The organism is Nocardia sp. NPDC024068 (genome assembly GCF_040638875.1).
GTDB lineage: Bacteria > Actinomycetota > Actinomycetes > Mycobacteriales > Mycobacteriaceae > Nocardia.
On sequence record NZ_JBEZYU010000015.1, the window covers coordinates 101613 to 115186 of the forward strand.

15 protein-coding genes are annotated in these 13574 nt (G+C 67.1%); 7 read left to right on the top strand and 8 right to left on the bottom strand.

Annotated elements, in window-relative coordinates; all coding sequences use genetic code 11:
• Window positions 1-2: 2 nt before the first annotated feature.
• Window positions 3-635: a TetR/AcrR family transcriptional regulator gene (locus AB0F41_RS15465; RefSeq protein WP_357424127.1), complete on the bottom strand. Its 633-nt coding sequence runs from the start codon at window positions 633-635 to the stop codon at window positions 3-5.
• 105 nt (window positions 636-740) lie between these two features.
• On the opposite strand from AB0F41_RS15465, the gene AB0F41_RS15470 reads away from it, so the two are divergent.
• Window positions 741-1796 carry a medium chain dehydrogenase/reductase family protein gene (locus AB0F41_RS15470; RefSeq protein WP_357424128.1) on the top strand — a complete coding sequence of 352 codons (1056 nt, stop codon included), beginning with the start codon at window positions 741-743 and terminating at the stop codon, window positions 1794-1796.
• Window positions 1797-1860: 64 nt separating this feature from the next.
• The gene (locus tag AB0F41_RS15475) at window positions 1861-2454 is read left to right on the top strand and encodes an ABC transporter permease (RefSeq protein ID WP_357424130.1); all 594 of its coding nucleotides are present in this window, start codon (window positions 1861-1863) and stop codon (window positions 2452-2454) included.
• Between the two features lie 149 nt (window positions 2455-2603).
• On the opposite strand, the gene AB0F41_RS15480 is transcribed toward AB0F41_RS15475, so the two are convergent.
• Window positions 2604-3053 (bottom strand): VOC family protein, encoded by a 450-nt coding sequence (locus tag AB0F41_RS15480; protein WP_357424132.1) that lies wholly within the window; start codon window positions 3051-3053, stop codon window positions 2604-2606.
• Window positions 3054-3079: 26 nt separating this feature from the next.
• Complete coding sequence (locus AB0F41_RS15485; protein WP_357424134.1) at window positions 3080-4306, bottom strand: FAD-dependent monooxygenase; 1227 nt, start codon at window positions 4304-4306, stop codon at window positions 3080-3082.
• A gap of 222 nt (window positions 4307-4528) precedes the next feature.
• On the opposite strand from AB0F41_RS15485, the gene AB0F41_RS15490 reads away from it, so the two are divergent.
• Window positions 4529-5506, top strand: a complete 978-nt coding sequence (locus tag AB0F41_RS15490; RefSeq protein ID WP_357424136.1) for a TetR/AcrR family transcriptional regulator C-terminal domain-containing protein — start codon at window positions 4529-4531, stop codon at window positions 5504-5506.
• A 63-nt stretch (window positions 5507-5569) separates the two neighbouring features.
• Here the strand turns inward: AB0F41_RS15490 and AB0F41_RS15495 are convergent, their stop codons facing one another.
• Window positions 5570-5887: a DUF222 domain-containing protein gene (locus AB0F41_RS15495; protein WP_357424138.1), complete on the bottom strand. Its 318-nt coding sequence runs from the start codon at window positions 5885-5887 to the stop codon at window positions 5570-5572.
• A gap of 530 nt (window positions 5888-6417) precedes the next feature.
• Between AB0F41_RS15495 and AB0F41_RS15500 the strand changes: the two genes are divergently transcribed.
• Entirely contained in the window at window positions 6418-7317 is a 900-nt protein-coding gene (locus AB0F41_RS15500; protein ID WP_357424140.1) for a dihydrodipicolinate synthase family protein, read from the top strand.
• A gap of 130 nt (window positions 7318-7447) precedes the next feature.
• Here the strand turns inward: AB0F41_RS15500 and AB0F41_RS15505 are convergent, their stop codons facing one another.
• From AB0F41_RS15505 to AB0F41_RS15515, 3 genes are all read right to left on the bottom strand, one after another.
• Entirely contained in the window at window positions 7448-7987 is a 540-nt protein-coding gene (locus tag AB0F41_RS15505) for a hypothetical protein (protein WP_357424142.1), read from the bottom strand.
• Window positions 7988-8000: 13 nt separating this feature from the next.
• Window positions 8001-8324: a WXG100 family type VII secretion target gene (locus tag AB0F41_RS15510; RefSeq protein WP_357424144.1), complete on the bottom strand. Its 324-nt coding sequence runs from the start codon at window positions 8322-8324 to the stop codon at window positions 8001-8003.
• A gap of 187 nt (window positions 8325-8511) precedes the next feature.
• Window positions 8512-8952, bottom strand: a complete 441-nt coding sequence (locus AB0F41_RS15515) for a hypothetical protein (protein WP_357424146.1) — start codon at window positions 8950-8952, stop codon at window positions 8512-8514.
• A 344-nt stretch (window positions 8953-9296) separates the two neighbouring features.
• Between AB0F41_RS15515 and AB0F41_RS15520 the strand changes: the two genes are divergently transcribed.
• The 3 genes from AB0F41_RS15520 to AB0F41_RS15530 all read left to right on the top strand — a co-directional run bounded on the left by AB0F41_RS15520 (window position 9297) and on the right by AB0F41_RS15530 (window position 13205).
• A complete protein-coding gene (locus AB0F41_RS15520) occupies window positions 9297-9875 on the top strand; it encodes a recombinase family protein (protein WP_357424160.1) in 579 nt (192 codons plus the stop codon).
• A gap of 49 nt (window positions 9876-9924) precedes the next feature.
• Window positions 9925-10485, top strand: coding sequence for a hypothetical protein (locus tag AB0F41_RS15525; protein WP_357424148.1), 561 nt, complete (start codon window positions 9925-9927; stop codon window positions 10483-10485).
• A gap of 212 nt (window positions 10486-10697) precedes the next feature.
• Window positions 10698-13205, top strand: coding sequence for a tetratricopeptide repeat protein (locus AB0F41_RS15530; RefSeq protein WP_357424150.1), 2508 nt, complete (start codon window positions 10698-10700; stop codon window positions 13203-13205).
• A gap of 83 nt (window positions 13206-13288) precedes the next feature.
• Here AB0F41_RS15530 and AB0F41_RS15535 read toward each other — a convergent pair whose 3' ends face one another.
• Window positions 13289-13417: a hypothetical protein gene (locus AB0F41_RS15535; protein ID WP_267886581.1), complete on the bottom strand. Its 129-nt coding sequence runs from the start codon at window positions 13415-13417 to the stop codon at window positions 13289-13291.
• Window positions 13418-13574: the final 157 nt, after the last annotated feature.

Here is a 13574-nt window from a genome sequence, read left to right on the forward strand (position 1 = left end):
TGTTACTCCGTGAGGTGCGCGAGCGTGCCGATGAGCCGTTCGGCGATATCCGGCGGCCACGGGAACGCGACGGTGGAGGCGCGCTGGTGGGCCAGGCCGTGCAGGCCGAGCCATAACGCGACGGTGTCGGAATGGGCGTCGGTGCTGGTGGATTCGCCGGCGGCGATACAGCGTTCGAGCGCGTCGACGAGCAGCGCCATGATCGTATCGCCGAGGGTGGCGACGTCTTCCCGCGTCACGGAGCTGTCGTGCAGATCCGGCATCCAGACCCCGCCGAACATGGTGCGGTAGCGACCGGAATGGGTGCGGGCGTAGTCGAGGTATCCCTCGCAGAGGGCCACCAGACGCCCCCGGGGCGATTCGCCCGCGGCGTCGAGTCCGATCCGCAGCTGTACTTCGAGGTCGGCGAAGGCGCTGCGCACCACCGCCAGCATCACGGCGGGCTGGTCGGGGAAATGGCGGTAGATCGAGGGCGCGGCGATACCGGCGCTGCGGGCTACCGAGCGCAGCGTGACGGCGTTCGCGTCGCCGGTCTCGTCGAGCAGGCCCACCGCCGCCGTCACGATCTCGTCGCGGAGCCGGCCGCCCTCGCCGCGCGGGTTACGGGTGCGTGTGGTCGTTCTGCTCGCTGCCATTCCGTCAGATTACATCGGCAAACTTACAGGCGTTAGCTCTTGCGGTTTTTCGGATAACGATCGTATGCTTACAACCGTTAGCTCATCGAGGGATCGGAACACGTCATGCGAAACAACACCGCCACCGGCCACATCACCGAGGTTGTCCTGCCCGGCACGGTCGAGCCCGCCGGCCTGCGGATCGCCACCCGCGACCTGCCCGCACCCGCGGCGGGCCAGGTCGTGCTGAGTATGGAGGCCACCGGCGTCTCGTTCGCCGAACAGCAGATGCGCCGCGGAAAGTACTTCGACCAGCCGCCGTTCCCCTTCGTGCCCGGATACGACGTGGTCGGCACCGTGACCGCGGTCGGACCGGAGGTCGACACCACCTTGATCGGCCGGCGGTTCGCCGCGGTCACCAAGATCGGGGGCTGGTCCTCGGCGCTGCTGCTGGCTGCCGCCGACCTGATCGAGGTACCGGCCGGTATCTCTCCGGCGGCCGCCGAAACCGTGACCGTCAACGGCGTCACCGCCTGGCAGATGCTGCACCGGACCGCCGCGGTGCGGGCAGGTGCGACGATCGTGGTGCTCGGAGCCAACGGCGGCGTCGGTTCCATCCTCGTGCAGCTGGCCCGGCACGCCGGGATCACGGTGATCGGCACGGCCTCCCCGCGTCATCACGACGCACTGCGTGCGGCGGGGGTGACGCCCGTGGACTACCGCGACCCGCAGATGTATCGCCGGATCTCCGAAATCGCGCCCGGCGGGGTGGACGCCGTCTTCGATCATGTCGGCGGCGACGGACTGGTCGATTCGTGGCGGCTGCTGCGCCGGGGCGGGACGCTGGTGTCCTACGGCACCGCCGCGACGAAGAATGTGGAGGGCAGCTCGCAACTTCCGGTGCTGACCCTGTTCGCCCGGTTGGCGCTGTGGAACTACCTGCCCAACGGCAAACACGCGCATTTCTACAACCTGTGGGCCGGTAAGCGCCGTATCGACGGTTTCCGGCGCCGGATGCGCGCGGACCTCACCGCGGTATTCGGCCTGCTGGCCGACGGTGCCGTGGCTCCGCGTATCGCCGCGGAAATCCCCCTGTCGGAGGCCGGTTCGGCACTGGCCCTCGCCGAATCGGGCACCGTCGCCGGGAAAGTAGTGCTCGTGCCCGACGCGCACCGGTCGTGATCACCCGCCGAGCAGCCCTGCCCTCGATCGACTCCACTTCCCAGCGCATCCGGAGGGACCCCTCATGACCACCGCCACCCGCACCGCCCCGGTCGCCGCCACTCCCGCCGTGGGCGGGACCGAGGTCGACAACCGCCCCGCCTATATCGGATTCGGACTCGGCTACATCCTCGGGCACGGTGCCGCCGCGCTCTCCCGGGGTGAACATCCGCTGGTCGAACTACCGGCCTGGTTGCCGCTCACCCTGCTCGGAATCGGCCTGGCGACCGGAACCGTCTGCGCCACCCTGGCCGCGGTCCGTGCCCAGCGCGGCGCCGGTGCGCACGAACTGCTCAGCGGCAAACTGCTCGGACTGTCGTGGATCGTCGGATTCGGTGCGCTGTTCTTGGCCATCACCGGTCTGACGGGTATCACCGGTATGCAGGATCTCCCGGCTCTGCTCTGGCCCGCCGGCTCCGGTCTCATCGTCGGCCTGATCTACCTGGGCGAAGGCGCGGTACGCCGCAATGTGCTGCACTACGCCCTCGGCGCCTGGCTCGCGTTCGTCTCCACCGTCGCGCTCGCCGTCGGCGACTCCGGGCTCTTCTGGGTGCTCGCCGTCGCGGGCGGCGCCGGTTATGCGCTCGCCGCCGGCCTGGAATGGCGACGTCTCGCGTAGTGACCCGCTCGGACGCCCGTTCCCGAAACCCGCCCGGACAGTTGCCGGGCGGGTTCTTTCGCGGTGCGCCCGGATGTCGGCCGCGGCCGAAGGTGTTCTCCGGCGCTGTCCGCCGGCTGGCCGTGCGATGCCGCGTGATGGCTCCGGGCTCAGTGTCCGCGGGCGTCGGCCAGACCCTGGATATCGATCTTTTTCATGGCGTGGATCGCGGTGAGGATTCGTCGCGCCGCATCCGGTTCCGCCTCGGCGAGCAGTTCACCCATCGCCTTCGGGATCACCTGCCAGGTGACGCCGAAACGGTCGGTGAGGGAACCGCCCGGCCCTTCCGCGCCGCCGTCGGTGAGACCGGCCCAGAGGGTGTCGACCTCCTCCTGTGTTTCGCAGTCGGCGTACAGCGAGACGGCTCCGGTGAAGTCGAACCGGGGCCCGCCGTTGTAGGCGATGAAGCGCTGCCCCGAGAGTTCGAAGGTGACCGTGGTGGCCGCGCCGTCCGGACCACGTTCGACAGCATGGATCGCGGAGTCGGCGAACAACTTCGTGTAGTGCGCGGCGGCCTCCTCGGCGCGGCCGTCGAACCACAGGAAAGTACTCACAGGCATGTCGGTTTTTCTCCTCGGTAGGGGATTCAGTGGATGAGGGCGGGACTGTCGCCGAGTTCGACGGTGGTGGACAGCTTGTCCATGCCACGGCCGACGAGGCGTTTCGGCAGATACGGCAGCAGCCGGACCGAACCGTTGCGCAACCAGAGCTGGGCCCGGGAAGCGGGCATCAGACCGCCGTCGCCGGAGCTGCGCGCGAATTCCTGCGCACGGTCGGCGAATTCGCGCATCTCCCGTTCGTAGGCCGGGTAGGCGCGCCGGTGGTCGCCGTCGGCGGCGGCGAGTTCGCGGGCCAGGACATAGGCGCCGACGAGCGCCAGGCTGGTGCCGATACCCGACATCGGGGAAGCGCAGTAGCCGGCATCGCCCAGCAGCGCGGTCCGGCCGCGGGACCAGCCCGGCACCTCGATCTGGTGGACCCGGTCGAAATAGAAGTCGGGTGTGTCCCAGATCGCGGGCAGGATCCGGGGGATCTCCCAGCCGTCGCCGCCGAAGGCCCGCAGCACGATCCGCTTCTGCTCGTCGAGGTCATTGCGGTCGTAGGAAAGCGGGGCCGAGCGCAGGAAGAACCCGGCGACCGCGGTCCCCGGTTCCGATCGCGGCCGCAATCCGGCGGTCCGGCCGGGCCGGCCGTGACCGGCGGGCATGGTGTACATCAACTGCCAGCCGTCGAGATCCACGGTGGTCGGGGTGGTGAACAGGCAGATGTAGCTGCCGAGGTCGCGGATATAGCGTTCGTCGGCACCGAATACCAGCCGCCGTACGGTGGAGCGGACGCCGTCGGCACCGATCAGCAGGTCGAATTGCCGTGCCGGCGCGTGCGCGAACTCCACCCGAACTCCGGTGTCGTCCTGTGCGACCGCGGTGACGGAATCGCCGAAGAGATACTCGACATCGCCGCGGGTCCGCTCGTAGAGGATCCTGGCGAGATCGGTACGCAGGAGCGCCATTTCGGCCACCGGTCCGCCCGAATCCCCGAACACCTCGGTGCTCATGGTCGCGACCCGCTTACCGGTGTGGTCGATGAAGGCCATCCCGCGGGCGCCGGTACGGGCCCGCCGGACCTGGTCGACGATGCCCGTCCGCTCGGCGACCTGCCGGGCGGTGCCACGGATATCGACGGCATGACCACCGCTGCGCGGTTCCGGGGCCCGCTCCACCACGGTCGGGTGGAAGCCGTATCGGTGTAACCAATACGCCAGGGTCGGGCCGGCGATTCCGGCGCCGGAGATCAGGACGTTCCGGCCGTGCATAGGGGTCTCCCTGGTTTCTCGTCGAATCGGTGGTCCGGAGGGGCGGGGCGGCGCACTCGCCGAATTTCGGCCCCGCAGGATGCGTACGCTGTATCGGTACATGTCCGACGGTAGCCAATATCGCTGATACAAGCCATGTCATAAGCGAATTGGTGTACTAGTCCACTTCCTTGGTGTTCTAGTACACTTGGTCCGGAAACCTGCCGCTGAAGTGGAGGAACCATGTCGAAGACCCCGCGTCCGGCGGCGCCCTACCTCGTGATCGCGGGGGAGATCCGCGACCGGATCCGCGACGGCCGGTTGAAGCCCGGCGATCGGGTGCCCTCCATCCGGCAGATCGCCGGGCGATGGGGCGTCGCGATCGCCACCGCTACGCGGGTGCTGGCCACATTGCGCGAGGAGGGGCTGGTCGAGGCGAAGGTCGGTGCGGGCACGGTGGTGAGCGCGCACGGCGGCCGTCGGCGACCGCCCGCGCCGGGCCGTGAGCGGTCACCGGCGCTCCGGGCGGCCGAACCCACGGATCGGACTGCGCAGCGAAAACGGCTGCTGCGCAGTGCTGTCGCCATCGCGGACAGTGAGGGACTGGAGGCGGTATCGATGCGCCGGCTGGCGGCAGACCTGGGTGCCGGGCCGATGTCGCTGTACCGGTATGTGGCGAACAAGGAGGAGTTGCTCACCCAGATGGCCGACGAGGTGTTCGGCGAACTGGAACTACCGGCACCGGGGGCGCGGGAGTGGCGGGCCGATCTGGAGATGAGCGCGCGCCGGCAGTGGCGGCTGTGCCGGCGACATCTGTGGCTGCCCCGCGTCATCTCGTTCACCCGGCCCCTGCTCGCGCCCAATATGATGGCGCAGACCGAATGGGTGCTGGCCGCCCTGGACGGCCTCGGCCTGCCCCTGCCGGTCCGGATGCACGAGGCGCTCACCCTGCACGCGCTGGTCGTCACCCTGGCGCTGTCGATGGCCGAGGAAACCGAGGCCGAGCAGGACACCGGTATCACGCTGGCCGGGTGGCAGGCCGCCCAGCGGACCAGGGCCCGAGACCTGCTCGACGGCGGTGGGTTCCCGCTGCTGGCGGCCCTGTCGGAGAGTGCGCCGACGGATTTGGAGGAGCTGTTCGAATACGGTCTCGCCCGCCATCTCGACGGGTTCGCCGTTTTCGTGGCGAACGGGTCGCGCCGCGGCGCCCCGCGGGGCTGATATCCGGCCGCTGCGGCACGGCGGCCGGGACGAGGAGATCAGCCGACGAACCGGGGCGCGAACTCAGCTCGCGACCGCCAGCACCCTCCGCATCTTTCTGGAAAGCGAGCGGGTCTGCGGGGCCGCGTATTCGATTCGCCGGCGCGCTTCGTGCGCACTGATTCGCAGCAGATCGGTCAACAGGTCCACGGTGTCCCGGTAGCCGGTGTCCGCGGCGAGGCCGCGACGCTCGGCTTCGGCGACGGCCGCGCGCATGGCAGCGTCCAGTCGCCTCCGCCGACGTTCGGTTTCGACGAGGGCGCGCAGCAAGTCGACATCGGCCAGATCCGGCCATCCTGGTGTTCGGGCCTTCGGCGCCAGCGCGGTCGAATGTATCGTCACCCGAGCGAGCCTACCGCACTGTAGAACGTATGTTCGATAATTCGCCTTGCGGGTCGTGCCCGAGTCGGTGATCCTGTCGGCGCGCGGCCCGGATCGTTTCCAAGACCGGCCATCCGGTCGGCGTATATACGCAGCGATCGGGAAGCTGTCCTCGACCACAACCGCGCTGCTTTGCATCGGGGCCGGCCGCGAAGGCATCCGGTCGATGCTCGGGGTGGTCGGCGGTCACCGCGATGAACCCCGTGGCGAGGGTGTGCAGTGCGAAGGTCTGGTCAGCGATGGTCCAATCGGAGCGGGCCAGACCGTGTGAGCGCCAGATGGGCAGAATCGTGCGCAGCATCGCCTCCGGTCCGAGGGCGTCGAGCAGGATTCCGGTGCGTGGGTCTACCGAGAGCACGCCGAGTAGATCGCTGTCGTGGCGCAGTAGCGCGTTGACGGGTGTGGGTCATGACCCGCGAACGCGGTATCTCGATAATCGCTGGCCGAGGCCCGGCCGCAGCAGTGAGCGCCGCTGGTGGTCCACTGTAGGCGTGCGCATATTCACCGGCCTGTCAGCCTTTCCGCTGACTCCCATGACGGAGTCGCAGATCGACGAGCACAGCTTCGTCGGGTTGGTCACCCGCATCGCGGCGGCCGGCGCCGACTCGGTTGGCGCGCTGGGATCCACGGGTAGTTATGCCTACTTGACCGCCGAGGAACGCAGCAGGGCCGCACGGCTCGCGGTCGAAGCCGCCGGTTCGACTCCGGTCATCGTCGGGATCGGTGCGTTACGGACTCGCGATGTGTGCCGTCACGCCGAATCCGCGCAAGCCGCCGGTGCCTACGCGGTTCTCCTGGCGCCGATGTCGTATCAGCCGTTGACCGCCGAGGAGGTATACGGGCTGTACGAGACCGTAACCAAGGAGCTGTCGGTGCCCCTCTGCGTATACGACAACCCCGGCACCACCCACTTCACCTTCACCGACGAACTCCACGCCCGGATCGCGCAGCTACCGAACATCGCATCTATCAAGATCCCCGGAGTCCCGGCCGGGCGAGCAGATGCCGCCGAGCGCATCGACTCGCTACGCGCGCGCATTCCGGCCACGATCACCCTTGGAATCAGCAACGATCCCACCGCCGCAACCGGTCTGAATGCTGGATGCGACCTCTGGTACAGCGTTCTCGCCGGAGTACTGCCCGCACCGTGCGTCGCACTCACCCGGGCCGCGCAGGCAGGGGATGCGGCCACCGCCGCAGAGCTCTCGGACCGTTTCGAGCCTCTGTGGACCATTTTCCGTAGCCACGGCAGCCTGCGCACGGTCTCGGCAATCGCCGAAGACCTCGGGCTCGTATCGACCCCCAACCTGCCCGCTCCGGTGCGCGGCCTCCCGCCCGACGTCCGCGAAGCCGTCTCGACAGCTCTTCGATCCCTGCGCGATCTGATCTGACCCGCAGAGACCCGCATTCGGTGACTCCGCGACCTGATCGGCCGACTCACCCTCCGCAATCACGCGGGACCGACCTGCAGCGCCGAGGCGGTGGCGGCAACAAGCCTCCACAATAAATCCTTCCACATCCTCAGCTGTCTCGCGCGGGGCGGCCGGCGTCGATCCATTTCTGGTGGCGTTTGACAGCGCGGTCATAGATCGAGGAGATCTCTTTTTCGGTGCGCCGGTTCAGGGCGAGGCTGATCATGTGCTGGGGGTCGTGGAAGGCGGTCCACATCGGGGAGTCGATAACCGACCGCGGTGTGGGCCGTTCGGGGTTCGGGGGCAGGGCGACCCAGGTGCCCTCGACGGCTCGTCGGATGGTTTCGCCGATGAAGTAGACGAAGCGCATGCCGATCTCGAGGTTGTCCTCGGAGAGCATGTCTCGCAGGTTGGCGTAGCGCTGCAGGAGCTGCTGTTCGGCGATGACGAGGCCTTCGCGGGTGTAGAGGTGGCCGTTGAGTTCGGGGACGTCGTAGTTGGTGAACTCGATGTCCATGGCCGCTTCCTGCATCCGCAGCCAGCCCTGGAAGCGTTCGTCGTGCTGGATCTCCTGGAATTCGGGGGTGGCCAGGCGCTGTTCGACGTTCTCGAGCATGTCCAGATCGACGTCATAGGAGGTGCCGGCCACCGGGTCCCGGCCTTCACAGGTTCAGCGAGCTCGGCGCTCGACTGCCCAGCTGCTCGGAATTGCCGTCATCGACCTTGCCCAACTCGGCTACCACACTCGGGATATGGCCGACGATCTCGCGGGCATCGGTGAGCAACTGCTCGACCTGGGTGCGGACCTGCTCGAAATGATCACGGAACCCGTCCGCGGCCAGACCGGCCCATCCACCGGAGATCAGGGCCTCGGCATCGGTGACCACCGAACCCAGCCCGGACTCCAGGGACTGGTGGATCCCGTTCAACGAGTTCACCGCGGCCAGCACAGCACCAGCGTCCAAAACGGTGTCATCGGCTGGCATCTCGTGTCCCCCTACCTGAACCAACCCGCCCGAGGGCGGAGAAGAATCCGACCGTATCACGGTCCCGACCAACCGCCCGGGCGACGATTCCCCTGATGCCGTCTGGCGAAGCGACAGCTCTGTTTTCGTCTCACAACCAAGGTTTCGAGACACCGGGCCCATGCTGTAGCGCGACCCGGTCCGCTTCTTACGACTGGTGGCCGGGTTTTCCCTCGAGGATGTGGGTGTAGGGATCATCGTCGGCGCCGACGCGCTCCGGCATGGGGTAGTAGGTCTTGATCAGCAGATCACCGTTGGTCTCCCACGCGAACGTCTCGATGCTGTGGACCGTCACGATGTCCTCGCCGGTGCCGAACCGGTTCTCGCACACCCAGGCCATCTCGTCGCCGTTGACCTGCACGGTCAGCATCGTGATCCGCAGCAGCTGCTGAAACAGATCCCAGCCGTGGGTGGTGGCCGCCTCGAACCCGGTTTTCTCCTCGGTGCCGACCGGGTCGAACATGCGAACACCGGCGGGGATGATGGTGCGCCAGGAGGCGACCCACTCGTCCTTGCGGCCCGCATTCCACAGTTCCGCGTGTTTCGCGGCATGCGCCAGCCGTGCTTGCCGGGTTGGAACCTTCGTCACGAGCGAGCCTCCCATCGTGTCGCGGCAGCCGATCCGGCAGCAGCGCCATTTCTGGACATCAGGGTAGACAGCTGTCCATATCTACTCAACCGCGAGGGCGATCGAGACCACTCCGGACCGGCTCGCACGGCTGTTCATAATCCCATCGTTTTATGAACAGTGGGCCCGAAACGGGCCGCGGCGCGGAAACGCCCAGGTCGACCAAAATCGGCGACTGTTCAACAAACGTGTCGTAAAGTCCAGATGTTCAACAAAAGCACAGCACCCTTTTGTGTACGATCTGAGGGGTGACGGATACCGATGCGCTCGAATCGCTTTCCCTCGACGGCGATGCCCTGGACCCGATCGGTGGGGGAGGAGCACTGATCGGGTACGCCCGTGTCTCGACCCGGGACCAGAACCTGGACCGGCAGACCCGCGCGTTGAAGGCGGCCGGCTGCAAGAAGGTGTTCGCCGACAAGAAGTCCGGCAAGGATGTTGAGCGCGAACAGTTGGCGGCGTGCCTGGAATACATGCGCGCCGGCGATACCCTCGTGGTCGCGTCGCTGGATCGGCTCGGCCGCTCCCTGCAGGACCTGATCTCGATCGTGGCCGATCTGCGGCGCCGCGGGATCGGGTTCCGGTCGCTGCACGAAGCCCTCGACACCACCACCCCCGGTGGGCGCCTGGTGTTCCACGTCTTTGCCGCGCTGGCCGAATTCATCCGCGAGCTCATCGTCGACGGCACCCACGAAGGCCTCGCCGCTGCCCGGGCCCGCGGGCAGCGCCTCGGCCGGCCACCAGCCATGAGCGAGGAACAGATCCGGCAAGCCCGGGCACTGCTGACCCGGCCGGACGAGTCGGTGTCCTCGATCGCGCGACTGCTGGGAGTCTCACGGACCACGCTGTACAAGTACGTCTCGGAGTTGACCGCGAAAAACTGAAGCGATCCCTTTCATCAGGGCCCATGGCGCGGACGCAGCATCGCTGCCGATGACCACCGAATCCGAGCTCTGCGCAGTCGGTGGTGCCGCGGGTTCGAACTACGTTGTGGTCAAGTATTTTCGACTGTGTTGTCGGGTTTGCTGGGTGGGCTCGGGCGGGAGGCTCAGAATGAGTTCGGGTTCGGTTATACCGGTGTTGATGCCGGTAGGGCTTGGCGCGGGGGTCGCCACCGCGTTAGCGGTAGCCGTGAATCTAGCAACCGGCGGTGGCCCGTGGTGGATGTGGCTACTGGTGGTAGTGCTGACCGGGGCGGGTTTCGCGACCTCGGTGTGGTTGCATCTGCGGCAGTCTTCCTCCACCATCGCGGCGACCGGGGGCGCTCACGCTTCAGGCCTGCGCAGCGTGGCCGTACACGGGAATCCGGCCGGCCCGATCAGCACCGGCGATATCGGAACGACCGCCTCGCTGTCCTCAGCCACCGCGGCGGGGACGACGACGAACCCTGCCGGAGCAGAAGCGTCGGCCGTAGGAGAGAGGTCGGTTGCGATCAACGGCAATCCCGGTGCCGAGATCTCCACCGGTGACCGCCACACCCCACCCGCCCCATGACACGGCGGTGGCCGAACCGCAGGAAGCCGAAGACCATCAGCGATCCGGCTCCTGGAGTTTCGGATTCCGCGGGCGGTGAGAGCGGGACTGGTGCGATCGCATCGGGACCACGCGCAGTAGCAGTCAATACCGGCGGCGGGCCGATCGCGGCACCGGTGCTTACCGGGGACGGGGCGCGCGTAATACAAGTGCCTGTCGAGGCGTATCAACCCATGGCTGAAGTCGACGCACCACCCGGGATCGACAACCTGGAGTCTTGGCCGGGCTGGTTCGTCGGCCGCGAGTCCGAGCTGGCCCGGCTAGACGCGGCCGTCACGGCTGGCGGGCCAGTAGTCGTCGCCGCAGTACACGGACTAGGCGGCATCGGTAAATCCAGCCTCGCCGCCTACTGGGTGGGTACCCGCCCGCACGGGTTCGCGCCGATCGTTTGGATCCACGCCAACTCACCGGAAGGGGTCGAGTGGGGTCTGGCCAGATTTGCGGCTCGGTTGCAACCCACCTTCGCCGAGACGCGGACCGTCGAGGACCTGGCCGAACGAGGATTGCAGTGGCTAGCCACCCACACCAGGTGGCTGCTGATCCTCGACAACGTAGAGAACCCAGCCGATATCGTCCCGGTGCTGGCACGGGCTCGCACCGGACGAGTGCTGATCACCGGCCGCTTGTCGGTGCCGTGGCAGCCCGGAACGGTGGTGATCTCGCTGAACGTCCTTGACGCCGCCGAAGCCGAGCAGCTGCTCGTCGGGTTGGTCACCGCAGCAGGACCGCGCGACCTCGATGGAGCCTCGGAGTTGTGCAAGGCGCTGGGGTATCTGCCGCTGGCCATAGAGCAGGCCGGGGCCTATCTGGCGCAACAACGATTCACTACCCTCCGTGCCTACCTGCAACTACTTCAGGCCCAGCCCGGCCTCACCCTCGATCGTGCGGCGGTCGGCACCGATCCGCAACGCACGATCGCCAGGATCTGGCAGGTCACCCTGGACCGCATCGCCGAGACCGACCCCGACGCAGTGGAGCTGCTGCGGACCCTAAGCTGGTACGCCCCAGACAACATCCCTCTTACCCTGTGCCATGGGATGGCGAAGCAGGCCACCATCGATGCCGCGCTCGGGATCCTGGCGGCCTACAACATGATCACCCCAGACACCGACGGTGCTGGGTTGTCGATTCACCGGCTGGTCCAATCCGTGGCCCGCACCCCCGATCCCACCGACCCGCATCGCGCCGCAGCAGCAATCCAACGAGCCCACAACCGCGCCGCCGAGACCCTGCGTGTTGCCCTGCCCGATCATGAAGACCCGGGAACCTGGTCGACCTGGCGAGCCGTGCTGCCCCACATCGATGCCATTACCGGCCACCCCATCACCAGCGACGAGTCCATCACAGCCAGGGTTGCGATGATCCGCAGCCGCACCGGGCTGTTCCTGAGTGGTCAGGGCATGCATGCCAGCGCCATAACCCATCACAAACAAGCTCTCGCCGACTTCGAGCGGTTCGCTGGCCCCGACCACCCGAACACCCTGACCTGCCGCAACAACCTCGCCTACGCCTACGAATTAGCGGGTCGAACCGCCGAGGCAATCCCGCTGTACGAGCAGACTCTCGCCAGCCGAGAACGCGTCTTGGGTGTCGAGCACCTCAAAACCTTGCTGTCCCGTAACAACCTCGCCTACGCCTACCAGTCGGCGCGACGACTCGACGCAGCGATCCCGCTCTATGAACGAACTCTCACCGATCGCGACCGTGCCCTTGGCCCCGACCACCCCGACACCCTGACCTCCCGTAACAACCTCGCCTACGCCTACGAATTGGCGGGCCAAATCGACGAGGCCATCTCGCTATTCGAACGAACTCTCACCGACACCGAGCGTGTCCTCGGCCCCGACCACCCCGACACGCTGGGCTCCCGTAACAACCTCGCCAATGTCTACGAATCGGCGGGCCGAACCGCCGAGGCAATCCCACTATTCGAACAGGCCCTCGCCGACCGTGAGCGTGTCCTCGGCCCGGACCACCCCGACACCCTGACCTCCCGTAACAACCTCGCCAGCGCCTACCAATCGGCGGGCCGAACCGCCGAGGCAATCCCACTCTATGAACGAACTCTCGCCGACTTTGAGCGTGCCCTCGGCCCCAACCACCCGAACACCCTGACCTCCCGTAACAACCTCGCCAGCGCCTACCAATCGGCGGGCCGAACCGCCGAGGCAATCCCACTCTATGAACGAACTCTCGCCGAACGCGACCGTGTCTTTGGCTCCGACCACCCCGACACGCTGGGCTGCCAGAGCAGCCTCGGCCGTGTCTACGAATCGTCGGGCCGGATCGACGAGGCTATCTCGCTGTTGGAACAGGCATTCGCCGGTTTAGAGCGTGTCCTCGGCCCCGGTAGCCCGAAGACTGGTGCAGCCCGTAACAACCTCGCCGTTGCCTACCGGTCTGCGGGCCAAATCGACGAGGCGATCCCGCTATTCGAACGCACCGTCGCCGACTGCGAGCGCGTACTTGGCCCCGACCACCCCGACACCCTGACCTCCCGTAACAACCTCGCCAGCGCCTACGAATCGGCGGGCCGGACTACCGAGGCCATCTCGCTATTGAAACAGGTCATCGCCGACTTTGAGCGTGTCCTCGGCCCCAACCACCCGAACACCCTGACCTCCCGTAACAACCTCGCAGTTGCGCGAAAAAACCTGCCTTTCGAGAAAGGTCGGGCCTGAACACCGGCGAAGTCCTCGATCGCGCGTTGTGCGCCCCGGCCATCACAGCGCACATTCTGCCAAGCCTCCACTGCGGCAGACGCTCACGATGCCAGCCCCCACATGACCGTGGCCGCGGCGAGAGCCAGGGCCACCACCAAGACACACAGTCGCATCGTGGTGCCCCAGTCCCTCATCGCCGCCCGCACCGTCGTGCCGATCTCTTTCCACATATCGCCTCCTCGGGGTGTTATGGACCCCATTCCAGAGCCGAACGCCGACGCAGTCACCCTTATCGGGGTTCCGGTAGTAACCGCCGAAAATCAACGGATATGGCGTAGCTGCTGGTCAGCGGCGGCGTTCGGCTCCCGGGCCCAGGATCGAGGTCAG

Coding starts and splice junctions, on each gene's coding strand:
- AB0F41_RS15465 (WP_357424127.1), bottom strand. CDS start 635: ATGGCAGCGAGCAGAACGACCACACGCACCCGTAACCCGCGCGGCGAG.
- AB0F41_RS15470 (WP_357424128.1), top strand. CDS start 741: ATGCGAAACAACACCGCCACCGGCCACATCACCGAGGTTGTCCTGCCC.
- AB0F41_RS15475 (WP_357424130.1), top strand. CDS start 1,861: ATGACCACCGCCACCCGCACCGCCCCGGTCGCCGCCACTCCCGCCGTG.
- AB0F41_RS15480 (WP_357424132.1), bottom strand. CDS start 3,053: ATGCCTGTGAGTACTTTCCTGTGGTTCGACGGCCGCGCCGAGGAGGCC.
- AB0F41_RS15485 (WP_357424134.1), bottom strand. CDS start 4,306: ATGCACGGCCGGAACGTCCTGATCTCCGGCGCCGGAATCGCCGGCCCG.
- AB0F41_RS15490 (WP_357424136.1), top strand. CDS start 4,529: ATGTCGAAGACCCCGCGTCCGGCGGCGCCCTACCTCGTGATCGCGGGG.
- AB0F41_RS15510 (WP_357424144.1), bottom strand. CDS start 8,324: ATGCCAGCCGATGACACCGTTTTGGACGCTGGTGCTGTGCTGGCCGCG.
- AB0F41_RS15525 (WP_357424148.1), top strand. CDS start 9,925: ATGACCACCGAATCCGAGCTCTGCGCAGTCGGTGGTGCCGCGGGTTCG.
- AB0F41_RS15530 (WP_357424150.1), top strand. CDS start 10,698: ATGGCTGAAGTCGACGCACCACCCGGGATCGACAACCTGGAGTCTTGG.
- AB0F41_RS15535 (WP_267886581.1), bottom strand. CDS start 13,417: ATGTGGAAAGAGATCGGCACGACGGTGCGGGCGGCGATGAGGGACTGG.